This window comes from Bacillus sp. FSL K6-0069 (assembly GCF_038007785.1).
In the GTDB taxonomy this organism is placed as follows: domain Bacteria; phylum Bacillota; class Bacilli; order Bacillales; family Bacillaceae_G; genus Bacillus_A; species Bacillus_A mobilis.
Genome location: NZ_JBBOXN010000003.1, coordinates 1 through 23,615 on the forward strand (window position 1 = coordinate 1; position 23,615 = coordinate 23,615).

Below are 23,615 nucleotides of genomic sequence, written 5' to 3' on the forward strand. Positions count from 1 at the left end.
CCTACTGGAGCTACCGGAACAACTGGTTCTACAGGACCTACCGGAGTTACAGGTCCTACGGGAGTTACAGGACCTACGGGAGCTACTGGTCCTACGGGAGTTACAGGACCTACCGGAGCTACAGGACCTACCGGAGCTACAGGACCTACCGGAGCTACAGGACCTACCGGAGCTACTGGCGCTACAGCAACAACTTCTACAAAGGCTATCCTTTTTGGTGGTACTAATGCGGGATTTCAGCGCATAGCAGGATCACCTGGTGCAGATTCACAAACGCTCCCTTATGTAACAGCAGGAGCTGGTAGTGTTGTTGCGTTTTCTGCTTCTATAAATGTAAATAACTTAGGTACAGGTGTATATTTGTTGCGAGTATGTGATAATGTACCTACTAATCTAGCTTCACCGGGTGCTGGTCAAATAGTCTCTACAATTACGCTTACACTTACAGCCAATATTACTGGAACTATAGTGTTTTCGATTAAACCAACTGATATTGGAGCACAACCTGTAAAGGTATTTAATCCTAATCCAGTGGTAGCCCCTGCAACAGTTACATGGACTAGTACAATACCTGGTAATCCAGTTGCAAGGACAGATGCTATCTCACTTTTTATAACTCCAGGAATTACTCAAAGTGCTGTATACTCTGTATTTATATCTACTGCAGTTTAAAAAAATTAATACTATATACATACAATACTAGTTTTGAAGGACTAATATTGTATACGAATTTATGGTAGAGCCCAAGGGATATAGGGCTCTTTTTTTATGGATTAAGACTGGGATTTTACATTTGATATATACTAATCAAATTATACTTAGTTAAATGCTATAATTTGTATAATAAAGGCTATTCTCATGTCCCCTTATAGCATCTGCAGAGATCTTTATTAACCGTATATACAACATTGCGCTCCATAACTTTAAACAATTTAAACTAAAAAATAAAAATAAATTCTTAAAGAGAGGAAAAAAGAAAGAATGGGAGTTAAACAATTACTGTCGGAGGCACAACGAAATGAATTAATGGATTTATCACGTTTAACAGAATGGGATTTGGTAACATTTCATACCTTTTCTAAACATGACTTACATTTAATCTTCAAGCATCGTAGAGGATATAATCGTTTAGGTTTCGCTCTTCAACTGGCATTAATTCGTTATCCTGGATGGGCTTTAACTGAGTATAACGATATTCCTATGTCAGTAATCAAGCATATCGCAAGACAGCTACAGATTCCTGCAGAAGAGTTTTCTAAATATGCCAATCGTAATAACACATTATGGGAGCATCTTAGTGAAATTCGTGAGGAGTATAATTTCACTAATTTTTCTTCTAGCCATGAAGAAAATCTGTTGAAACATCTCACACAACAAGCTATGGAAAACAGCAATTCACTTCATTTAATTGAAATAGCACTGTCCATGTTACGGAAATCAAAAGTTATTCTTCCTGCCATGTATGTAATTGAAAATATAGTTTGGGAAGCCAAACAGCAAGCAGATCAAAAGATATACAGTATTTTGTATGATGACTTAACATCTGAACAAAAGAAAAGAATAGATGCTTTGCTTCTCCCCACAAACAATGGAATTTCGCCATTAGCTTGGTTGAAACAGCTTCCTTCTCAACCATCGCCAGAGTCTTTTCTCAAGGTTGTGGAGCGGTTTGAATATGTAAAAGATATAGGGCTTGTAGTTGATACGAGCAAGATTAATTCTAATCGCCTTCGGCAACTTGCAAGATTAGGATCAAAATATGAACCATATGCCTTTAGAAGGTTTGACGAAGTAAGAAGATATAGTATTTTAGTTGCTTTTATGTTAGAAATCACACAAGATTTAATTGATTATGCAATTGAAATACACGATCGTATTATGATGAATCTTCAATTAAAAGGAAAAAAAGCACAAGATGAGATGCAAAAAGTAAATGGTAAAAAACTGAATGAAAAACTTATACAATTTATCAAGATATGTGGAGCACTTATTGAAGCAAAAGAAGTAGGAAAAGATGCTTTTACAGCTCTAGATGACGTTATGCCGTGGGATAAAATGGTGGAATCGGTTGAGGAAGCCAAACAGCTATCAAGACCTGTAAGTTATGATTATTTAGATTTATTGGAGACTAGATATTCCTATATTAGGCGGTATGCGCCTACTCTATTAAGGTCTTCCAGTTTGGATCAACTAAATCGGCAGATCCAGTACTTCAAGCGCTTCATACTATACATGATTTAAACATAAACGGAAAGCGAAAAGTACCGATGAGTGCACCTTTGAATTTTGTATCAAATCGTTGGCAAAAACATGTATATGATGACGAAGGTAATGTTAACCGACATTATTACGAACTTGCAGCATTAACAGAGTTGCGAAATTATATAAGATCAGGAGATATATTTGTTTCAGGCAGTAGACAGCATAAGGCTTTTGATGATTACTTAATATCTGAAGAGGATTGGAGAAACATAATAAATGCAGAAAATTACTTGGCAGTTCCTTTAACGGTCGAGGAGTACTTAACAGAAAGGATTACTTCTCTAAACCAACGTTTGGACTGGTTATCAAAAAATAGTGAAAAATTAGAAGGTGTTGATATCAGCCAAGGAAAGCTATATGTGGAGAGGTTAGATAAAGGGACTCCAGAAGAAGCAAAAGCATTTAGTATGCGCCTACATAATATGTTACCAAGAATAAAACTCACAGATTTACTATTAGAAGTAGCTAGCTGGACTGGATTTCATGAGCAATTTATTCATGCTTCAACGAACAAATCTCCTGATCAAGAAGAGAAGAATATAGTATTAGCAACTCTGATGGCAATGGGAACAAATATTGGTCTTACAAAGATGGCAGAGGCTACTCCTGGAATCTCTTATAGACAAATGGCAAACACTGCGCAATGGAGAATGTATGATGATGCTATGGTTCGAGCTCAGTCTGTTCTAGTTAACTTTCAACACAGGCGACAATTAGCAACATATTGGGGAGACGGTAATACATCGTCTTCAGATGGAATGCGGGTACCTATTGGCGTTCGCTCTTTACATGCTGATTCAAACCCGCATTATGGAACAGGAAGAGGAGCAACTATCTATAGGTTTATAAGTGATCAATTTGCTTCCTTCTATTTAATAGTAATTAATACAAATGCCCGAGATGCACTATACGTCCTTGACGGTTTACTTCATCATGAAACAGACCTCATGATTGAAGAACATTATACAGATACCGCCGGATATACAGATCAAGTTTTCGGATTAACACATCTTCTAGGCTTCCGCTTTGCACCACGTATTCGTGACTTAATGGATACAAAACTTTTTACTATTAACGGTGTGCAAGAATATCCAAATGTTCAGTCACTATTAAAAGGGAAAATTAATTTAAAGGTTATTCAAGAAAATTACAATGATGTTTTACGGTTAGCATACTCCGTAAGAACAGGTAAAGTATCTAGCTCACTTATAATGGGGAAACTTGGATCTTATGCAAGACAAAATAAATTAGCGACCGCCCTTGGTGAAATGGGTCGAATAGAAAAAACGATCTTTACCTTAGATTATATTTCGAGTAAATCAGTGAGGAGAAAAATACAAAAAGGCTTAAATAAAGGCGAAGCCACAAATGCCTTAGCCAGAGCTATATTTTTCGGAAAGAGCGGAGAGTTTAGAGAAAGAGCCCTCCAAGATCAATTGCAACGGGCCAGTGCACTTAATATTATTATTAATGCGATAAGTGTATGGAATACGGTCTATATGGAAAAAGCCGTAGAAGAATTAAAAGATACAGGCGAATTTCGAGAGGATTTAATGCCGTATATATGGCCTTTAGGTTGGGAACACATCAATTTCTTAGGTGAATATAAGTTTGAGGGATTACATGCAACAAGTTTACAATCCTTACGCCCTTTGAATATAAAAGAGCCGATTTACTCTTAACGGAGTAAAATACGGCTCTTTTTTCATATAAATTTGCTTAGCGTGGTTTTTTTCCGAAATGCTGGCTGTACCCCTTTTAGGGCATATAAAAGCTAAGTAGAGCTTTGAGAGGCATTGAATAAATAAAGAAAAGGAGAAATGAAAAATGAAAATCGGTGTATCTGTATGGAGAGTTCTTTGCAAAGAAACAAAGTTGAAATTGCTTCAAAACGCTATGCAAGAAAGTAAAAGCCGCTTTACAAAACAATCCCTTTCCATTGCCATAAAGCAACAGAAAGGGGAAGTGTGATGAGTGATCGTATTGGTGAAGGGCACAAGAAATAAGATGCCTTCAAAAATATTTTAGCATGTTCATTTAGGAAATAAAGGGGGAATTTCATGTGATGAAAACAGTTCAATTATTGAAAAGTGAAGAATTTGAAATTGGTACAACGGATAAAAACGGGCACAAATTAAGACAGTCTGATTTTGTTGTCACACAAGATGACTTTGAAGGTATTAGTATCTGCCAAATCTTATACAACAGTATTGCAAAAGAATTTGTGGCTATGAGTGATTCTAATTGGTGGATACCTTATCATGATTTATCTGTTGCAACAGAAAGGCTAGATCATGTCATTGCAAAAGAGTTTTTGGGGCTAGAAAAATGCGGTACATATTGGGGGAAGAATTGTACACCATTTATTAGAATGCCAATTGAATATTTCAATCCTGTTGAGGAATCCACTTTTATTCTAGAAAAATTAGGGAGGCAATATGACGATCTATTGAGTGTAAAAGAAAAAGGGTGCTGGTACCTAACAGTGAACAAGAAAATATATAGTGAAAAGCGTCTTGGGATAGCCGCTTGTTTAGCCGCAATTGATACCGTAAGAAATAATAAGTAGGGATTTGATTTTAAGGAAGAAATACAAATTAAAATTATAAATAGGGGGAATCAAAATGTTACATGCAGTTATGCAAGAGCAAAATTACTGGAAAGGCCAAAAACAGAAATTCCGAAAAAATAATAAGAAGTTATTAATTTCATTAGAACCACATTTGCATGAAAGATTGGAAGAGTTCGCATTGTATAACGAAAATTTAGATCAAATTGCATCGGAGTTAGTAACAGAAGGTTTAGACTATATCTATATGGAGGATATACCTGTAAGGCAATCTTATGCTTTTCAGCACTTTGTAGAAATTGAATTATCACCATTTCAGCAAAAACTCTTACAACAATTGGCACTCAAACGAGGATGTTCAACAAGAAAAATGGCTTATACAGTATTACATTTTATGCTCAAAACAAAGTAAAAGAATCCAATCATTAAAGAAGGATTCTTTCACCAGGTATTCGTTGGCAAATGACTTCACCCGAAGAATTGAGTCTGGACCACTCAATTCTTTTTTATGTTATAAAAAACAATATAATTTGTCAAAAAGCATTTGCTATAGAATAACAAATGCTTTTTGTTGAACTTGAATTGAACACTTTCAGAAAGTATTTATATTGTTTGCCTTTTTCTCTTGAAAAATTGTACCCTCAATCACTAATTTTAACATAGAATATAAAAAATGTAGCGTTTTAATATTAAAAAACCTATTGGTTTTATATGGATTATTTCTTTATAATAATGAGAGGTAGTTCCCGAATGTAGATAGGCTCTCATGCAAAAAGCAAGAGAGCCTATTTACATAAAAAAAGATTGGATATTTGCCAACCTTTTTCGTGTAAGGGGTTTAATGACAGCTTGTTACTACAACTCGTTTTTATTTCAAAACAATTAATCAGAAAATTCAATCTAGGTTGTTTTTGCCCAAATCTCCGAAAGGGGGCATTAGCTAAATTTATTTTAAAAATACAACTTATATTTATTTGAAACATGTCAATTAAACTGTATATGTTTTGACATATTCATTTTTAAAAGAAGTAAAAATCTTTATTTTAAAGTATTTTTTGCTATTCCCCCTTTTCAAGGGGATGGGCAAAGAAACCCATATAGGGGAAAAACGAAAAAGGACGCTTAACTCCATAGAGTTAAACGCCAAAAGTGAATAGATAAATTAAAATAAGTACATAGAAGGGGAGTGATTCCCTTACTTATCATGAGTATATCACAGAATCAGGTTATAAAGAAAAACAAATGATAGTTAAGCTGGTTAAGTGATGAGGGGAAATATAGAGTAAGAGAATAAAGATCAGGAATCAAAATAAGATTCTAGAAAAAAATAACATGGAAACACTTGTTTGATTATGCAAAATTTGAGATAATATAGGTACGTGAGTAATTCCTATGTAATGTCTTGCCCTATAATGGGATGAAGAGGTTCGTTATTCTTTTAGAAATTTAATGCGGTGTCATTCAGTCAGCAACCATCAACCATTTTAAAATTAAAAATAATTAAAAATGGGGTGCTGATACATGTTTAAGTTTTTCTTTAAGAGAGATAAAGATTCAAATACAACAGAATTCTATTTTCATGTTAATTTTGATGTTGTTATCTCTGCTGTCATCATTGAGTTGATTAAACGATCTTTGAACATATAGAAATTTGAAAAAGGGAATGTGGAGATAATCCATGTTCCCTTTTTGTATGTAATGCTATCATTATAAAAGGGGAAATTTATTAAAACTAAGGGGGATGAAATAAATGGCTATTGATATAAGAAGGGTATTTCCTAAGTTTTATCGTGTTATTCCAGTAGAAGTACAAGAAGATAATGGGGAATCTAGAGAATATTCTTGTTTAGCTGATGAAAGAGGCACTGTTTATTCAAAAGAAGATGTAAAAGCATTGTTTGAGGAAATTAAAGAGTTTTATATGCGTGAAGATATGCCTAATATAGATGACTACAATAAACATATGCAGTTATTAGATTATATGAGGTGTGTATCTATTTCGTTAGAAGAAGATGAAACGGGTAAATATTTGATTCCTAAGGCTAGGTATACATATAAGAAGTTTAATAGTGATAAAAGAAATTGGTCTTTTAAGTGTAATTGGTGTGGTGAGAAAGTATCTAGCAAGACTGATGAAGGTTACTATTCAGCATATGACCGTAATTTTAAAGCTGATAATTTTGATAGAGGTTGTTCGGAGGATTGTGCTAAGTTAATTTGGAAAGATAATTTTAAACATTGGGCAAATGAACATGGGTATAGTAAATTCTTTGCATAAACAAGAAATTCCCCTACCAATCAATTAAGATCAGTAGGGGAAAGTATGAAGATAGGTTGTTTTTTCCCAAATCCCCGAAAAGGGGGAATTAGCTAAATTTATTTCAAAAATACAACTTATATTTATTTGAAACATGTCAATTAAACTGTATATGTTTTGACATATTCATTTTTAAAAGAAGTAAAAACCTTTATTTTAAAGTATTTTTTGATACTTTTTTTTGCTATTCCCCCTTTTCGAGGGGATGGGCAAAGAAACCCATCTAACGTTTTTTCTCAATATGGCTTTTCATATTTTTGAATTATAATATAATTAATTCTTTTTATTTCTATATCTGTCTCTTATCTTCCTGTTATGAATCCTTATTGAATTAAGGATTCTTTTTTATCCTAATTTTTTGATCTAATCGATATTTCCCCATTGCTTCATAGATTAAAAGGTCTAATTTTTGACTAAAATCAATTACTTTTTGATGGCTAAATCCATATTTTTTTACAAGATTGCTCAATTCTTTTTTTTGATCTTCGATCATGTCATGTAGTAATCTCATTTCCACTTTTTCTTGTAAACTCCTTTATACATAGAATCTCGAAAAAATTGTACCCAAAAAATTGCAAACAAAAACAAGGCTGAAACCAGCCTTGCCCTAAAGGAAAAAAACTAACTCTTATATCTAAGAGTACATTATGTATGGTAATTTTTGAAGTGGATATCCCATAAAAGGATAAAAAAGTTATTATTGTAATATTTTTAAAGGTTTTTTATTTTATAAAGAAACAGTCGAAATTGCTTGTTTATAAAGGAACTGTTGCTTTCCATTGCTTAAAACTAATACCGAAAATTTATCAACAGCGATAATTTTGCCAGGTACTCTGACACCATTTATTAGAAAAATCGTTACTTCTTTTTTTTCTTCTATTAATTTTTCATAAAACTTCTCTTGTGTATACATCATTTTGATGGTTGCAACTCCTCTCCTTTTTTTGAACGGTTCATAGCTTCTAAGAATACATATTCTTTTACTGTTAATTCAACAGTTGGGCAATATTCAATCTTTGATAATTCGTGAAATAAAGAAAGGTTTTTGTTTAGTTTTTCAATCATTTCATCTAAAGTGATTTCCCCTACACCATACTCGATTACTGGATTTAAAAATACGTCTATATCTATTAAACTTGGTTCAATTAGAGAAACAATTTCTTGTACCTTTGGTAAAATAATTGTTTCATAACGTTGTTTGAATAGTTCTAAGTCCTCTGGTGCGGATTCATTCTCACATAGCTTTTTGAAAGATATTACACGAATGTCATTTCGTAATGAATCAATACGCTCTTCATAAAACGCTTTGTCAAATCCTTCTTTGTCAGCAACATCATAATGAAGTTCTGTTTGTGACCTACGCTTTTTCTTATAAGAATCCATAAGGATTTTTTCTTTTGCATTAAACATCATAATAAAAACAGTACGTTCTAGATTCATGATTTGGTTTGCTACGCTTAATGTTTCATCTAACACTTTTGCGCGTTCTTCTTCACTTAACTTTTTTATAGAGGATGGAACAAGGTTTTTGACATTCTCAAACGACTCTGAATTTGTAATGTGTTGAAGAGAAAATTGAGCGACCTCTGGTAAACAAGGATCAGTGGTTTTGTCTAAGAGTAACAAATCTTTAATCGTTCGCACTGTATTTTTGATCTCTTTTTGAGCTTGGCGAACTTTTTCTATGCTTCTTTCCATGTATTCTGGTTGTTTGAGACGATTGAAAATGTATTCTCTTCTTTCTTCAAAATGTTGCTGTAAAAGTGACATAGTTGTTTCCCCTCTCTAAGTGTCTTACGGTTTTAAAATCCTTCTTATGGATGCAAAAGGAACAGTATAATTATAACATTTTATACTTTGATACGATTTTAAAATTCTTATATTTCGGAATTTTTGAGAAGACGCTTCTTTTTCGTGTTGTACTTGCACAAGTTTCATAATGTCGGCATATAGCTAATAGCGTAAAGCACGCTGATAGCTAATGATTAAAAATGTGGCCTAAAAGGGTCATTGTTTTATGGGAAAAGTGATATTACCGCTCATATCGATTAAATAAAAAAGTAGAGAATTTTTTTGTATAAAAAGGTGAATAACGTACAAACAGAAAGGAATACGTTTTAGTAATACCGATATTATCGGTCACATCGGGGAGGGTGAACAGAATGGAAAGATCAAAGTTTAGTAAACCTGTAGCATTTAATAAGAAGAATGAAAAGGATCGGATCATGTTACAGCATGTAAAGCGTAAAAATTTTTCGGGTTATGTAAAGAAATTAATCTGGAACGATATACCCGATAAACATAAAAAAATAACATGCGAAGAGGATAGAAAACAAGTACCTTCACCAATTCGACAAGACGAACAGAGTGTAACAGGAAAGAAGAAATTAAGTGCCGCGGCACGTATTGAACAAATTAAGGCGCAAACAAAAAGACAGGAGCCTTCAAAAAGCTCACTGCCTGTATTTTTACCCAACAAAAACATTAACAAGTGATCCAATAATCGCGCCTACAGCGACAGCAATTGCAACATGCATATCGTTAGACCTCCTACTTTTCATTTATAAGTAGTATGTGTAGTTCTTTTAAAATTATACGAGGGGTGTTGCATCATGACTAAGACAGAAACGATTTCTTTTCGCTCTTTTATGGACCAAAGTTATAAAAAGAAAGCACATAAAGAAACAAATAGTAAGAACGTACTTAAAAAGGTTTTTACCGCTACAGGGAGTTCATTAATATTAATACTTCCAAAAGTAACATTTGCCGCGGGAGTTAACGGGACGTTTGGCAATGTTCATAGTGCCATTATGAACGGGTTTGATGCGGGCGTAGTTTTAGTTATTATCTTTTCGGGCGCGGCCTGGGCATTGGGTCACCGTACAAAGGCAATAGAAATTTTAATTGGTGCATGTTGTGGGTATATCTTGGCTAGACATGCGGTTGACATAAGAGACTTTTTAAAGGGAATTTAAAAGGAGGGGTCCTTGTGAAATTCATTTTAGAAGGTGGAAAAATGATTGCGGCTAATACAGCTGGGTATATTGGAGAAAAGGCAAAAGAGGGTTCTTTTTTAGATCAATTAAATAATTTTAGTGATGCTATTGTAGGGAAGGAAATGGAATGGATTTTCAAGCCAGTTGGTGAATTTATGGTTGATATAGTAAGCGAATTAGGTCATTGGTTTATTCTAAATTTGCCCGATATTATGGGATATGGTGCATTGGTGACAGCTGGATTTATCATGATAGGTTCAATGACAAACAAAGGCGGAATGATGAAGCCGCTTGCCTATTTTGCAGGCGGACTTATCTTAGCAATATGTATATTAGGAGGGGCCTAAAATGATACAGGGAGAAGGCTTTATTATATGCGATATAGAAAATACAAACCTTCCTGTTTTGGCACAAAATGAATATTTGCCAGTAGTATATGAACCTAAGAAAATAAAAAAATCCTGGTTTAAAAGAAAAGAGATATATTCTTTAAAACAATTTTTACAAGTAGAAAAAAACAAAATGGTTGTATATCGGATTATTCCTCATGCGGATGTATCTAATAATACAAAGCGTTTATGGCGGGCGATCTATAAGATGTATGAAATGTACGAAAGTATGGGAAGTCGTATAGAAAGAAAAGGGATTACATTTCATTATCGTGAAAAGGACTATTTCTGGTTTGATGTTGTTTTCAAACAGAAAAAGGGCCAGAAGAAAATTGAATTTTATGTAGCAACTAGCGAATACCAAGCATTAAAGCTCAAAAGAAAACTAGAGAACAAAATGAGTGTGACAATTAAGGAAGCCGAAATAACAGATTTGCAAATTTCTAATGAAAATACAATCGTACAAGAAATGCGATATTTGAAACATGACATCTTTTCCTTAAATACAAATAGCAACGATACAAAAACGCCTATTGGTAATATTTTAAGTGTTATTGATGAACTAAGTTATGATGGAGACATTTGCCGATTGAGTATCTGTAATGAAGCGGAAAACCGCCAGAAATGGGTGAAAAACGCTTCCTGGGCCATTGAAAAGTTAAAGAAGGGTAAACCACCCCAACGGGTTAATATGAGCGGCAAACGACTTGTAACAGGGGCTAAAATTGGTGTTGCGGCTGTTATTAATGAAATAAATGATTTATTAACTGATACATTCCAGGCGTTCTCGAACGCTTTTTTTAAATCAGATAAAAAATTTAGCAAAGAGCACATCATTAAAAAGGCACATACAACCGCTGATGAAGTTGGAACAAATCGTGTGAGTTATGACAAAGGAAATCAACCTGTTTTTAAAACGCGTATACGGGTGGCCTCACATTCCCATGATCGGTTAACCAGGGAGACAATGGGGGAAACCTTAGCACTTTCTATGATGGATTTATCAGAAACGAATGAACTACATGGCGTAAAAATAAGAATGAGAAAACGCCAAACAGAAATATTACAGGAATTAAACACATTCGAACTATCAAGCAAGACAAAGTTTGATCCGAATGTAAATTTGATGAGTACCGATGAAATGAGCAAATTAGCTTTGCAAATGCCTGTAAAAGAGTTGCAACGAAAATATGCAGATGCATTGAGTGTAAAAAAGAAAGTTGAAATTGAGATACCAGCGATTATGCGGGATGAGAAAGGAATATTTTTGGGACATTCGGAATTGAAAGATCACAAAATACCAATCTATATGCCAATAGATAATCCAGACAATTTTTATAGAGGTTACGTCTTTATAGGAGGACAGGGGGCTGGTAAAGATACATCAATTAAGAATTTTGTTATTGAGGGAAATACAAAACATAAGATTAGTTTTATCATACCAGATGCAATTGTAGAAGAAGGTGGGCGGGGTATGGCAGACGGGATTCGTGATGCATTACCACCAGAAAACATTATTGATCTGGATTTAAACGACAGTGATTATATCCCACCTCTAGATTTAACAGAAGTAATTACAAAGCTAGGGCGGAACGGTGCTTCAAGATTTGCGGATGAAATGATTGATTTCATGCAAATTGAAGGATTAAGCCGAAGTGAAAAATATTTAACGGATGCGGCCAAAGCAAGTAAAGGAAGTCTATTTAATATTAAACGTATTATAGAAGATGAGGACTTTCGGGTAAATCGTATTCAAGAATTAGTGAATGAAGGGAATTTGCGTCTTGCGAATGAGCTGATACAGTGGGGAGATAATGAACAATTAGGGAATAAGTGTGATCCCATCATAACCAGATTAAACCGCTTTTTTGGGAATGAAAGATTGTATGATATCTTTGCACAAGACCCATTGAAAGAACTTGATTTTGGTAAATGGATGCAAGAAGGAAAAGTTATTATTTTAAGGGTTCCAAATGCTAGGGGATTGGGGGAACATGCAGTAAAAACCCTGGTTCACTGGATCACACTAAAAACCTTCATGACCAGGCTATTAATGACTAAAAAAGAGCAAGAAAATGGGGCGTTTATCATTTTTAATGAACCCGAGCAATATGAAAGTGAAGGATTAACTAAATTGATGGGTAGAGTGGGTACAGAGGGCAGAAAAGAGAGACTAGGAAGCATCTATGCATTTCACCATTGGAACAAATTGAAACCGTCATTACAAGAGAATTTACAAGGTGGCGGCGTACAGCAATTCCTATTTATGAACGATCATACAAAGACATTTGAATTATCTAAGTATCGATTTGAGGATACAATTTCACTAGAACAAGCATATAAAATACCAGCACATCACGCGATTATTAGTGTAAGAGCTGGGGGAGAAATGCAACCATCGTTCATTTGTAAAATGGCTCCACCGGTTAAAGCAAAATACGATAATAGTTTCCTAACAAAAAGGCATTCTCGTATGTATGGGCGATCGTGGATAGAATTACAACAAAAGTACGGATAATTCAAATGAAAAGGAGTTGTTTGTTATGAATGATTTAGCAAAAGAACTCAATGAGACATTTCAAAAGTATCAGATCGGCCCGCATGAAATTGCATATTGGATGTATCTCACATTAGAACGAATGACAGAGGATCATCGTGAGATGTATGAACAAGAATATACAAAAGAAGAAATGGAACGGTTAGAAGGCATAGCAGACGCCTTAAACAAAATTACAAATCAGTGTTGGTGGTTACTTAAATAATAAATGAAGCACAAGACATTGTCGCTTGTGCTTTTTACATTCTCCAAAAATCATGCGGTTGTGCGTAAGGGTCTATTTTTCTAATAGCTTTCAAGAGTTTTTTCATTACAAGGGGTGTTGGAATATAGGTTTTATCACGACAAGCCTTTGTCATTGTTGGTAAAGAAATACCCGCGGTACGCGCAATTTTTTGTTGCTCTATTCCGTGACGATCCAGCCATTTTTTTAACATGGTTTTATTATCTTTAAAAAACACTTTGCATCTCTCCTAAACTTGTATAATTTGGTTACAAGTTTGGACAGATTTTTTAAAATCTATTCTTTAGAGTTTAATATTTTTTTAAATATGGGAAGAAAGCGAAATTTTTATGAAACAATGAAACGAACGATTCTTTTAATTTTTAGCTAGTAATCTGGTATACATATAATGCAAAGATTTGACTTACGCATCATACAACAAATCTTTGCAAGGCGGTTTCCAGAAATACTTTGACATTTACATGTAAGAAAATATAAAAAAAGACTTAAATTGCAAACAGTAAATTAAAATTTAGTTTTGAAGAAAAGTAATTAATTTCGTTAAAACAAAATGAAGACGTATTATACAATTTTCATCATACGTCTTCATTTTTTGAAAAGAGCTTAGACCAGAATCCTTGTTTTTCTTTTGGAGCATTAAGAGCTTGTTTACTTTCTTTTAGCTCTACATGCAATTGCTCAATTTGTTTGGATTGTTTTTGTAATAGTTTTTTTTGTTCAACCATTTCTTCTGAAATGACACCTAAAATTTGTTTCAACTCACTATTTTCTTGTGTTAAAGTCTGTAATGCTTCCATTACATTTTCATAACGCGTTATGTGATGCGTGTTTTCGTCTGTGACGGGGGGCGTAATGGGCACCAAACTGTTAGGCTGATTCATTGATATAATAGCATTTGCGGCATCATCTAGCGTCATAGACTTACTTTTACTTAATTCTTGTATTTTTCTTAGAATAATAACGTCCTTGTCAAAAAAACCTCGTTGGTCATGGTCGTTACGGTGGAAGTTATAGCCGCGATCTTCTAATAAACGGGCATACTTGCGTATAGTTCCTTCCTTAACTCCTAATAATTCAGCAACCTCGCGGGTCCAGTAAACATTTTGTATATCTGTTACGGCGTCATGTGACACGTCACATACACCTCCTTTTCGGATAATATTATACACTTTTTAATAGAATCCTTGTGTATTTAATAAAAAAAGAGTTGTTCTTTTATAAAAGAACAACTCTTTTTGATTGTATTATGCATATGGATCATCTTCTAAATCATTCAGTTTATTCCATGATGTATTTTCTTCTTTATCATTGGATTCCCCAGGATTCGTTATCTCTTGACTTGTTTCGATATGAGTTTGAACCGAAACAGGTGTATGAACAGTTTTTGAACCTTCATCGTGTTTGATTGGTAAAGGTTGTGTTTCGTTATCTAATGTAAATGTGTATTTACGCGGTAAAATTTCCGCTACATCTGTATTACCAATTTGTTTATGAAGTTGTTGCGCCGCATACAAAAAGAACATTGTAAGATCACTTTGTTTGTTAATAAAATCGATCATGTCTGGTGAAATGTCTTTCTTAATATAGACATTTGCTCTATCACCAGCTTTGTATATTTTACGAGCCATTATTTTTCACCGACAGGAGCAAGCGCTTTTTCTTTTAATTCTTCAAATCTTGGAGAGCATGTGTACACAAGTAATCCGCGTGCATTTACGAAAAGTGGGTCTTTTAAGAAAATAACATTTGTTAAACGTCCTTTTTGCTCTAAAATTTGTTGTAGGCTTTCTTTTACGATTGCGGCACCGCCACCATAAATGAATACATACGGATCATCTTTCATATCATCAATTTTATTAATAATATCAGTTGCAATTCGATTTGCTAAACCCAATAACGCGCCACGTGATGCCTCTTTTAAACGAATATGACGAGGATGTTCAGAATCAAGATAAATTGCATTAAATTCAGCAATACTGTCTATTGTCTTTTGTTTATTGTTTAAGTTCCAAACCTTGATAATATCAAGTAAAGTTTCTTTCACTCCATATGGTAAACCACGACTCATTTTATGTTTAAAACTAACACCATGAGAAACAACTTCTTCTGTCGTACCAGCGCCAATATCGAAAGATAATATTGTTTTGTCAACAAAGTCTATTTCTGTAGTTTTGCCTTCTGTAGCTTCTACTTTTCTTTTGATGGTTTTACCTTTTTCATCATAAACGATTCCCCATGAACCCGCCGCACCTTCTGGTAAACACTTGCAAAATTCAATTTGGATATTAACTACTACTTCACGTCCGCTTGGGTGATGGAATTTTACCGTATGATGATTCATATAACGCTCTACAAATTCTTGTGCTGTTTGAGGCGTAATTGTTGCTACAGGTAATGCAACAGAAAGATCATAAGTAACATCAATTTTATTTTTATTTGGTTGTTTTTTCATAGCTGTAATTGCTAAACCAGCTAATGTAACAAGTAGCACAAGATCATCTTTCGATTTATCCGATTTCTTTTCCATTTCAATACCTTTAATGTTTTCATCAATCACTTTTTGACCAATAATGTAACGCAGATTGTTTGCTTTTAAGGTAGGTGATGAAATTGTAACATCAATGTTGTTTTCTAAATCTTCAACAGAAATATCCTCATCACTCAAAATGTTTGTTGCTTCTCCAATGTGATGTGAATAAATACTTGGTATGAATAAAGGATCAAGACCTAATACATTTAACTTTAAACCACTATTTCCCGCATCCGCACCAGCTTTAAGAATTGCCATATATAAAAACCTCCTAAAGATTAATTTTTATCGATTAACTTAATTCCATTATATGCTAAACTCTTTTAAAAAGTCAATACAATTACACACAAATTAATACATTTTAATACAAGTCAATACAAAAAATATTAGTGAAAATCTATAAAAATCATTAAAATACAAGTGTTTTTCGTATTGATTCGTATTTACTTGTATTCATTTGTATTGACTTTTATTGATTTTTACATAATTTAATTGTTTTTAGATCGTGGGGCCGACTGTCTTTTTGAAATAATCCACCTGTTACCTATTTTTTTAGCTTTTACTTCTCCCGCGGCACATAAATTTTTAATTGTTCCTGGTGGCATATCCCACTTTTCGGCGGCTTCTTCAACGCCCATGACTTCTTCTAATGGGTCGCTATCATCATTATTGTAATTAATCACTAATAAACGTAATGTTTCGCCTGGGGCACTTGTTTTTTTTAGAAATTGCTCCCAGACATCGTCTGGAAGCCTAAATTTTCTTTGCATAAAATCCCTTCCTTTCAATTTCGCAATGATATTGCTTTGCAAGCTGATCCGCATATTTTAAAGCCAGGTGACGTTCTCTACCTGTAAACATTTTTTCATGTTTGTAAAAACCGTACACCCGTTCATTTTCTATATAATCTGTACTGACGTTTGGTCGCATTTCTAGTTGTACATGGTATTTCACATGATTTGTAGAATAATCTCTTCTTCTAACAAGTGTCACAACGCTTTTAAATTCAGTATTTGCAACAGTTTGAGCGTGATCGTAGATATCCATTTGATAATTTTTAAGCTTTTTTATAATTTCTTCTAATCTTTCTATGTCCCGATCCACCATATCACTATAACTCTTTAATCTTTTCATATCATAGATGTGCTTGAATTTTTCACAATTTGCATTTATATACATGTGGGCATCTCCTTTTTTTAGAAAGATAAGAGGGGAAAACCCCTCTTATGCTTCAAGTTTCGGCTTGTTTTTCTTAATTCGCTTTACCTCGTGCATTGATCTGATTTCATCGAGTGAGAAGTCTTTGTTATGAAACTTCTTGTACTCTCCTTCATACCAATACCAAGCCTTTTTCTTAGATGCCCATTTAAATCCAAGTTGCTTTAATTCAGTTTTCAATGAGTAAGTGTTGCCTGTGAGCCAAATCCAGGTTCCAATGATCTCAATTTCAATATCGTATTTGATAAGTTCGTCTATGATGTTTTGGTATGCGCCTGTGTTTTGTTTTCCAGAGTTACTATGTAGTTGTTCAAAAAGTCTGTCATACTCTTTCTTTAATGCGATAAAGTCTTCATGTTTCCCGCCTAAGTCTGGATGGTGTTTCTTTGCTAGTTTCTTATATTGCTTTTTTAGTTCTTCGATGGAAGTGACACTTTGAAAAAATTTCATGGTCAACAGCTCCTTTTTAATATTTTAATGCGCTAGCGCATTTCTTAATTATATTCTATCATGCGCTAGCGCACAAAAACAAGCATTTTTTTACTTATTTTGAATTTTTTAGAAATTAATTTAGGGTTGAAAAATAGTGTAAAAAAGCCCTAGTTTTGCTGGCACCAGGGCTTTTTTATGCTTATATAAAACTCTTTTTATTGCTGTTTATTCCAGAATTGAACGTATCTATGCAGGGCCTCAACGCTTTTTAATCCTAAAAATGCTTTAATTTCAATGGGTTTCATGCCATTCTGTAGGGCATTTAATATAAAACGGTTCCGTAGCATAGTAGGCGTTATATGGATTTCAGCGCGTTTCGCTTCTTTCTGTAACATGCGTTGTACAGCGATTCTAGTTAAAGCGGCGGGTTGATCGTTTTCATAGTCCCATCGGAATGTTTGCGGGCCAAAATCAAACGCCACAAAAAAGGGATCACCCGTTTGTTGGCGCGGCCTTACAAGGTTAGGAATCTTGTTGTAATAAGATAAGGCAAGTTTTACATGCTCTTTTGAAAGGGTAATAGATCGTTTGTAGGCGTGCATCCCTCCTGGGGTAATGGTATTCGTCCCAAAGTGTATATCATGCATAGAAAGCGTGAGAATGTCCTGGATAGATAGCCCATAATCTAACATGAAATGAATTAATAAAAGATTACGCTCTAGAATAAACTTTCTTCCTGTTGCTTGGTAGTCGGTTAATCCGTTATAACTACGCATGACGCGGAATAGCTTTTTTATTTCTTTATCCGATGCAAAGTGTTTAGAAGTTAATCCAGGAGGGGAGACATCACTTTTTAAATCCTGGGCCGCACCATGAAATTGTAAAAAGTTAATTAGAATACCTCGTACACGTTTGATATTAGAAATTGACGCTCCACGTTCTTTTTTAAACGCTTTTAAGTATCTGTCTAATACATTTGTATCAAAAGAACGGAAAAACGATTCTGGAGGCAATTTGACGTGTTTCTGAATCCAAGATGTAAAAAGTGTGAGATCGTAGCGGTATTGTTTAACGGTGGAAGATTTACGGCCATGTTTTAATAAATCAGAAAGGAAAACATCAACAGAAAGTTCCCATGTCATTTTTATATACTCCTTTGTCCTAAAAATTGTGTACCGCAATTATAAGCGAGAACCATACAAACAAGCAATAGGGGATTCTAGGTCGTGACGTTTTTCGAGGGGGCTTGTGTGAGATGCCATAGCCGAGACATTGCGGGGCTATGCGGAGACATATGGGCCTGGCTAGAGAGGACGTGTAGTTGTGATATAGGGGGATATATAGATGTACGGGAATGTGTAGAAGGCGAATGATGGGCCGAGATTGAGGGAGGACGATATGCGAGGAATGGGAATGGCCGCCGCCCCGCCTACGTAGTTTTTTGAAAATCTGCCTGGCAACGGAATCTGATTCATAGCTGAATCAAGATACCCTTACCAGGAGAGCTTCGTTTTTCTTTTTCTTTATGTAAGTAGAAAAAAGCTAGAGTTTACATATATCAAACTGACTTTGCACTCATGCCGAAATGATGCCGCCTTTCATCATGTATACACTACATAGGAATCATATTTGCATCACTTTGGCATAACATAGGCATCAGTATTTTTGCTGTATGTTTAGATGGGATTAGAAATGATAATAGATAAAAGATCATCATGATATGTAGGAAAATAAACGAATAAAGCTACTCATAAATAGTGTGTTTGTTCGGAAATATGTTGAGTAACTAAAATATTGTAGATTTGCATATTAAGAGAAAATGAGGATTTTATTTTCGTATATAGATCAATTTAGGAATGATATGTAGAAGTTTATAAAAAAAGAAACTCCCAATATAGGATACTTTTTATTAATAAATCTTGTTTTAAAAAAAATTAAAACAATTAAATACATTAGGATTTATTTTTGCCCAATAAGCCTTACTCTCACAAGGGATTAGAAAATTTTTCTTATTTAATTACTAATTTAAAAGCAGGTTCAATTCGGGTTTAAATTCATAGTGGATTTGTTGTGAAAAACACCCTTATTTTGTAAAAGTATAATAGATTGATAATATGTTTAATCTATTAAAATAAAGAATGGCATGACAAAAAGCCTTGTTAGGGGGGAATTTTTTGAACAAGGCTATCAAACAATTATTTTTTTGTAAAAAATACGATTTAAGCGTTTGGATCGAGCATCTTTTTGAATAAATCAAACGGGATTTTACTCTTATTTGATTTTCTCAATCCTATATTTCTTATGTTTTCTTTCGCTTGTTGCTGTCTACGCTTCCTATTTGCAGTTAACTGTTTTGTATAGATTGTTATGAAATGTGCAGGCGTACTTTCTTGTGATTTGTTTATCTCAAAAAACTGTACACAATCCTCAAAAGTCTTTCGTGCTTCCCAATCTACGTCTGGCGGCATACGCAATGCGATTGTATAAGCATCTTTTTCAGTAATATTTGTATCTTTACTTATGATATACATATACAGTTTCTTTTGATCTTTACTCATAAACTCATCCATTTCGCGGAATCGTAGTTCTAACTTTTCACCCAAATCAGGGGCATTTATTGGCTGTTTTTCTTCTACTTCTTTATTTGAAGGAGCAACAGAATCTAATATGTCTATTCCCTGGCATGTAGGCACAGTTGGTTTTTCGGCTTGTTCTGTAGATTGCTCCTGTTTTTTACTTAGTTTTTTAGATAGAAACTTTGTAAATGTAGAAAACATATCAATTGAAAACGCCCATTTTTGCTTAAAGTATTCAATGATTTTTAAATAATTGGTATTGAGGCTTAATATGTAAATAGATGGTGCCTTCTTACCATGACGTCTTGTTTTGATTTGATGGCATACCTCAAGGTCCTCTAACCACTTCAGAATAAAGTTGATAATTGGTACAGAGATACCCGATTTTTTACTGATTTGATCTTGTCGCATTTGAGAGAAGCCTTCTTGTACGAGGTAAGATAAAACAACTTCCAATGCCTGATAGCGGCGTGGTGTTTGTACGAAGTATTCTTTAGTGGTTTTACCTTCATACTCGAACAGAATAATATCAATAGCTTTAATTACTTTTTTAACAGATTTATTGATAGCACCTGTAGGAACATGAATAAGGTTTGGACTTAATTCTCGTTTTGCTGTACTTAGTAAAAAGTTATTTAGTAGCACAAAAAACCCTCCTATTTTTTCCACCACACATTTGTTAAGGAAAAGTAGAGGATTTTCTTCACAAGAGATTCACTTTGTGCTAAAATAAACGTATATAAGTGAATAAATTCTATGCGTTAAAAATCCTACTTTCTGGGATTTTTAATTGGTGTCTAGTTTGCCGACCGGAACAACCAATTAAAAATTTGTGAGGTAGGTTTTTTTTGTTTTGATAAACTTATTTTATCGTTCTTCTTGCAGAATATCAATCTTTTGAAAGTAAAAATTACACTAAAGTGTTAATAATGTGTTTATTTTATATAGAAAGCAGTTGTTTGAAGGCCCTTATTTGTCTGAAAAATATTGAGAAACATGTACATTTACCTATTTCTGGAATAAAACCCTCCATTTAGAACAATTGTTTGATATAATATATTGAATATGTCTGAATTTTCTTTCAAGAGGTGTGAATGTATGAACTACTGGAATAGGAAATTACAAGAAGAAATTAATAATGCACATAAGACATATGATTGTTTTGCTGTTGAAGCAAAAGTTTCTAAGTCTACTCTAACTGATCTGTTTAAGTATAATAAAGAAGTTTCAATGTTTAGTGTGTTTAAAATGGCGAAAGTTCTTTTCCCAGATAGAAGAGACATTCATGAAGAATGCTGTATAAACATTTTTGCTCAATATGAAAGAAATGTAAAAATTAACATGAAGAGATTATTTGTTATTGCCTATCTTAACGGTTATTCCTCGATTTTAAAATATTTAGTTGATTTATCTAGCAGTCATACAGATTGTAATGTGAAAAAATATTCTCCACTTTTTAAACTGTTCTATGAACGTCCCAGGGGCGGAAATCCGAAGGAACACCTTTTGTGTTTAGAAGATATTCGAAAAACAGTTCCTAAAAAAGAAAATTTAGATATGGAGATATTTTGTGATATTTTATACCTACTGTCTAGTGGTGATATCGGAGATTTTGGAATGTTTGATACATATAAAGATCGTGTTGTTACCAATATTTCTAAGATTAAAAATCAAGATTTAAAACTCCTATATAATTACTGGATTACTGACATTTGGAGTTATGCTTTATTAAGAAGGTTAAAAGTTAATGAATTTAGAGAACAAAATAATAAATTAATGATGTATGAAAATATAAAATATTTTCCCGTTATGAATGCGATGAACAATTTGAGGCTAGGAGAGAGCTTTTTATTTTCGGATTATCAAAAGTCATATGAGTATACTTTAAAAGCACTTAAAGAATTAGAAAACAAATGTGATTTTAAGTATAGAATAGCTATAAATAACATGAACTTTTTAAAACTTATACACAATATAGAAATAGATACAATTAACTTAGAACAGCTTCATCCAGCAGAATTAGCGTTGTATTTTGTTTTAAGAAAAGAGTATTTAAAAGCAATAGAAATTTTAATGAACTTAAAAAATAAAAATAAAAAACTGACGCCAATTCAGTATTGTTATTTAGGTCAAGCAAAAATGGACCTGGATATAATAGCCGAATCAAAAAAGTTATTCATTGAAAATGGTGATTACTTTTTTGCCCAATATGCAACAAAGGCGTATAATGATTGTAAAGAATTGTTAAAATGTGGAGGCGTAAAATGAAAAAATTAGCCATTTTATGTACTGTATCATTAATTTTATTAAGTGGATTAAGTATTTCAGAAAAAAATAAAGTCCAAAATCCAAATAATGTGCAATATATGGTCGATCCCGGAGGAATGGGCTGACTGTAGAAAAACAAAGAGCGACAAAAGACACCGTTTATACGGTGTCTTTTGTTACTTTATAAACAGTTTTTTTAATGTTTGAGCTGGATTTCAGCGAACAAGAATATCAATTAATCCCAAAAAGGAGCGGTAATATGGAAAATATTCAAAATAAATCTAATTGCGAATCACTTATTGTTCAAATTGTTCAGGCATGTAATGGAGATTTAGAAATCATGGGAAAATTAATTGATTTATATGATAGTACAAACCATTTGGATATTGATTACTCGTAATTAACTAAAAAGTATAGATAAATATATGTACTCTAATTTGTTATTATAATGTGCTCTACTCCTCGTGTTGCGATTGCATTTCTATTTCAATTTCCAGAAGTTGCGCCATCCTAAGAATTTCTTTTTCGATTCTTGGTTTGTGTTCTTCTGGAACATTTCTATATTTTTCAATCAAAATTTGCGCCATACGTTCGATCGGATCAGTTTCACTACTATCTTTTTCTAAAATTTCGTTATCACTCATTTGATGGTGTAAAAGTCTTGATTCACTAACATTAAAAAATCTCGCGATTGTCGGTAGACGTTCAATCTTAGGGACTTTATCTCCATTTTCCCAGCTTGTTACGGTGCTATATGGTGTATTTATTGCTTGGGCAAACTCTTTTCGACTAAGGCCTTTCATTGCTCTTAACTTTCGTATATTTTTCCCAAATATATTGTTATCCATTAGGTATAATCCTCCTTTTATACTTTAGTGTTATTTTTTACACTAAAGTGTTGACTTTCGGCTTTAAGCCGAATACAATGTAATTAAGGGAAGGGAGGGTGAAAAAATGCTAGCGTCAGAAAATAAAACCATTGTACGAGAATATAGGGAATCCAAAGGTTTAAGTATTAAGGAAGTTTCTAAAGGCGCTAAAATTCCAATTGGCACATTATATGATGTTGAAATTGGGAGAAGGAGTCTCAAAGCCAATAAAGCCAAAAAAATGGCTGATTTTCTTGAAGTTCCAATCGAGAAACTTTTCAGACCAACATATTATCGTGCAATACCCATCACAGAATGAATTAACCTCATGTTATTGATTACATTTATTTTGTTCATATTCCTACTAAATGTATTGTAAATGAAATTC

The 23,615-nt window shown here is 33.6% G+C and carries 26 protein-coding genes and 2 pseudogenes; 15 read left to right on the top strand and 13 right to left on the bottom strand.

What is annotated here, in order from left to right:
• The 6 genes and pseudogenes from MHB74_RS28650 to MHB74_RS28675 form a co-directional block, all read left to right on the top strand.
• Positions 1-672 (top strand): annotated as a pseudogene (locus MHB74_RS28650) (collagen-like protein); the annotation flags it as partial.
• A gap of 309 nt (positions 673-981) precedes the next feature.
• Positions 982-3,944, top strand: a pseudogene (locus MHB74_RS28655) (Tn3 family transposase).
• 145 nt (positions 3,945-4,089) lie between these two features.
• Entirely contained in the window at positions 4,090-4,233 is a 144-nt protein-coding gene (locus MHB74_RS28660; RefSeq protein WP_000690451.1) for a hypothetical protein, read from the top strand.
• Between the two features lie 94 nt (positions 4,234-4,327).
• Entirely contained in the window at positions 4,328-4,831 is a 504-nt protein-coding gene (locus tag MHB74_RS28665) for a hypothetical protein (RefSeq protein WP_061678418.1), read from the top strand.
• 55 nt (positions 4,832-4,886) lie between these two features.
• Complete coding sequence (locus tag MHB74_RS28670) at positions 4,887-5,243, top strand: hypothetical protein (protein WP_061678385.1); 357 nt, start codon at positions 4,887-4,889, stop codon at positions 5,241-5,243.
• 1,338 nt (positions 5,244-6,581) lie between these two features.
• Positions 6,582-7,109 carry a hypothetical protein gene (locus MHB74_RS28675; RefSeq protein ID WP_061676393.1) on the top strand — a complete coding sequence of 176 codons (528 nt, stop codon included), beginning with the start codon at positions 6,582-6,584 and terminating at the stop codon, positions 7,107-7,109.
• 370 nt (positions 7,110-7,479) lie between these two features.
• On the opposite strand, the gene MHB74_RS28680 is transcribed toward MHB74_RS28675, so the two are convergent.
• The 3 genes from MHB74_RS28680 to MHB74_RS28690 form a co-directional block, all read right to left on the bottom strand.
• On the bottom strand, positions 7,480-7,665 hold the full coding sequence (locus tag MHB74_RS28680; RefSeq protein WP_061678386.1) for an aspartyl-phosphate phosphatase Spo0E family protein: 186 nt from the start codon (positions 7,663-7,665) through the stop codon (positions 7,480-7,482).
• A gap of 210 nt (positions 7,666-7,875) precedes the next feature.
• On the bottom strand, positions 7,876-8,064 hold the full coding sequence (gene hfq, locus MHB74_RS28685) for an RNA chaperone Hfq (protein ID WP_016123539.1): 189 nt from the start codon (positions 8,062-8,064) through the stop codon (positions 7,876-7,878).
• Complete coding sequence (locus tag MHB74_RS28690) at positions 8,061-8,918, bottom strand: hypothetical protein (RefSeq protein WP_061678387.1); 858 nt, start codon at positions 8,916-8,918, stop codon at positions 8,061-8,063. Before MHB74_RS28690 ends, hfq begins: the two co-directional genes overlap by 4 nt.
• Positions 8,919-9,310: 392 nt before the next feature.
• Here MHB74_RS28690 and MHB74_RS28695 point away from each other — a divergent pair, with 392 nt between their 5' ends.
• From MHB74_RS28695 to MHB74_RS28715, 5 genes are all read left to right on the top strand, one after another.
• Positions 9,311-9,643: a hypothetical protein gene (locus MHB74_RS28695; RefSeq protein ID WP_061655298.1), complete on the top strand. Its 333-nt coding sequence runs from the start codon at positions 9,311-9,313 to the stop codon at positions 9,641-9,643.
• A gap of 117 nt (positions 9,644-9,760) precedes the next feature.
• Entirely contained in the window at positions 9,761-10,123 is a 363-nt protein-coding gene (locus MHB74_RS28700) for a hypothetical protein (protein ID WP_000167718.1), read from the top strand.
• 14 nt (positions 10,124-10,137) lie between these two features.
• Positions 10,138-10,491: a hypothetical protein gene (locus tag MHB74_RS28705; protein WP_000668764.1), complete on the top strand. Its 354-nt coding sequence runs from the start codon at positions 10,138-10,140 to the stop codon at positions 10,489-10,491.
• Between the two features lies 1 nt (position 10,492).
• Positions 10,493-13,051, top strand: a complete 2,559-nt coding sequence (locus MHB74_RS28710) for a hypothetical protein (RefSeq protein WP_061678388.1) — start codon at positions 10,493-10,495, stop codon at positions 13,049-13,051.
• Between the two features lie 25 nt (positions 13,052-13,076).
• Positions 13,077-13,295: a hypothetical protein gene (locus tag MHB74_RS28715; RefSeq protein WP_061678389.1), complete on the top strand. Its 219-nt coding sequence runs from the start codon at positions 13,077-13,079 to the stop codon at positions 13,293-13,295.
• Positions 13,296-13,329: 34 nt separating this feature from the next.
• On the opposite strand, the gene MHB74_RS28720 is transcribed toward MHB74_RS28715, so the two are convergent.
• The 9 genes from MHB74_RS28720 to MHB74_RS28760 form a co-directional block, all read right to left on the bottom strand.
• Positions 13,330-13,551: a helix-turn-helix domain-containing protein gene (locus MHB74_RS28720; RefSeq protein WP_061678390.1), complete on the bottom strand. Its 222-nt coding sequence runs from the start codon at positions 13,549-13,551 to the stop codon at positions 13,330-13,332.
• A gap of 358 nt (positions 13,552-13,909) precedes the next feature.
• Positions 13,910-14,467, bottom strand: a complete 558-nt coding sequence (locus MHB74_RS28725; protein ID WP_061678391.1) for a MerR family transcriptional regulator — start codon at positions 14,465-14,467, stop codon at positions 13,910-13,912.
• Positions 14,468-14,578: 111 nt separating this feature from the next.
• Positions 14,579-14,962, bottom strand: coding sequence for a hypothetical protein (locus MHB74_RS28730; RefSeq protein ID WP_000101420.1), 384 nt, complete (start codon positions 14,960-14,962; stop codon positions 14,579-14,581).
• Positions 14,962-16,122, bottom strand: coding sequence for a ParM/StbA family protein (locus tag MHB74_RS28735; RefSeq protein WP_000996173.1), 1,161 nt, complete (start codon positions 16,120-16,122; stop codon positions 14,962-14,964). The genes MHB74_RS28730 and MHB74_RS28735 overlap by 1 nt, the downstream gene beginning before the upstream one ends.
• 230 nt (positions 16,123-16,352) lie before the next feature.
• The gene (locus tag MHB74_RS28740) at positions 16,353-16,634 is read right to left on the bottom strand and encodes a helix-turn-helix domain-containing protein (protein WP_001189040.1); all 282 of its coding nucleotides are present in this window, start codon (positions 16,632-16,634) and stop codon (positions 16,353-16,355) included.
• On the bottom strand, positions 16,618-17,043 hold the full coding sequence (locus tag MHB74_RS28745) for a hypothetical protein (protein ID WP_061678392.1): 426 nt from the start codon (positions 17,041-17,043) through the stop codon (positions 16,618-16,620). The genes MHB74_RS28740 and MHB74_RS28745 overlap by 17 nt, the downstream gene beginning before the upstream one ends.
• Before the next feature lie 45 nt (positions 17,044-17,088).
• Positions 17,089-17,532, bottom strand: a complete 444-nt coding sequence (locus MHB74_RS28750; RefSeq protein WP_061678393.1) for a molecular chaperone DnaJ — start codon at positions 17,530-17,532, stop codon at positions 17,089-17,091.
• A 197-nt stretch (positions 17,533-17,729) separates the two neighbouring features.
• A complete protein-coding gene (locus MHB74_RS28755; RefSeq protein ID WP_061678394.1) occupies positions 17,730-18,656 on the bottom strand; it encodes a tyrosine-type recombinase/integrase in 927 nt (308 codons plus the stop codon).
• 1,077 nt (positions 18,657-19,733) lie between these two features.
• Positions 19,734-20,735: a hypothetical protein gene (locus MHB74_RS28760; protein WP_061678395.1), complete on the bottom strand. Its 1,002-nt coding sequence runs from the start codon at positions 20,733-20,735 to the stop codon at positions 19,734-19,736.
• Positions 20,736-21,188: 453 nt separating this feature from the next.
• On the opposite strand from MHB74_RS28760, the gene MHB74_RS28765 reads away from it, so the two are divergent.
• The 3 genes from MHB74_RS28765 to MHB74_RS28775 all read left to right on the top strand — a co-directional run bounded on the left by MHB74_RS28765 (position 21,189) and on the right by MHB74_RS28775 (position 22,758).
• The gene (locus tag MHB74_RS28765) at positions 21,189-22,358 is read left to right on the top strand and encodes an AimR family lysis-lysogeny pheromone receptor (protein ID WP_061678396.1); all 1,170 of its coding nucleotides are present in this window, start codon (positions 21,189-21,191) and stop codon (positions 22,356-22,358) included.
• Entirely contained in the window at positions 22,355-22,483 is a 129-nt protein-coding gene (locus tag MHB74_RS28770) for a hypothetical protein (RefSeq protein ID WP_255259297.1), read from the top strand. Before MHB74_RS28765 ends, MHB74_RS28770 begins: the two co-directional genes overlap by 4 nt.
• A gap of 134 nt (positions 22,484-22,617) precedes the next feature.
• Positions 22,618-22,758, top strand: coding sequence for a hypothetical protein (locus MHB74_RS28775; RefSeq protein WP_163248476.1), 141 nt, complete (start codon positions 22,618-22,620; stop codon positions 22,756-22,758).
• Between the two features lie 55 nt (positions 22,759-22,813).
• Here MHB74_RS28775 and MHB74_RS28780 read toward each other — a convergent pair whose 3' ends face one another.
• Positions 22,814-23,206, bottom strand: a complete 393-nt coding sequence (locus tag MHB74_RS28780) for a helix-turn-helix domain-containing protein (protein WP_061678397.1) — start codon at positions 23,204-23,206, stop codon at positions 22,814-22,816.
• Positions 23,207-23,312: 106 nt separating this feature from the next.
• Here MHB74_RS28780 and MHB74_RS28785 point away from each other — a divergent pair, with 106 nt between their 5' ends.
• The gene (locus tag MHB74_RS28785) at positions 23,313-23,546 is read left to right on the top strand and encodes a helix-turn-helix domain-containing protein (protein ID WP_061678398.1); all 234 of its coding nucleotides are present in this window, start codon (positions 23,313-23,315) and stop codon (positions 23,544-23,546) included.
• The last annotated feature ends 69 nt before the right edge of the window (positions 23,547-23,615 follow it).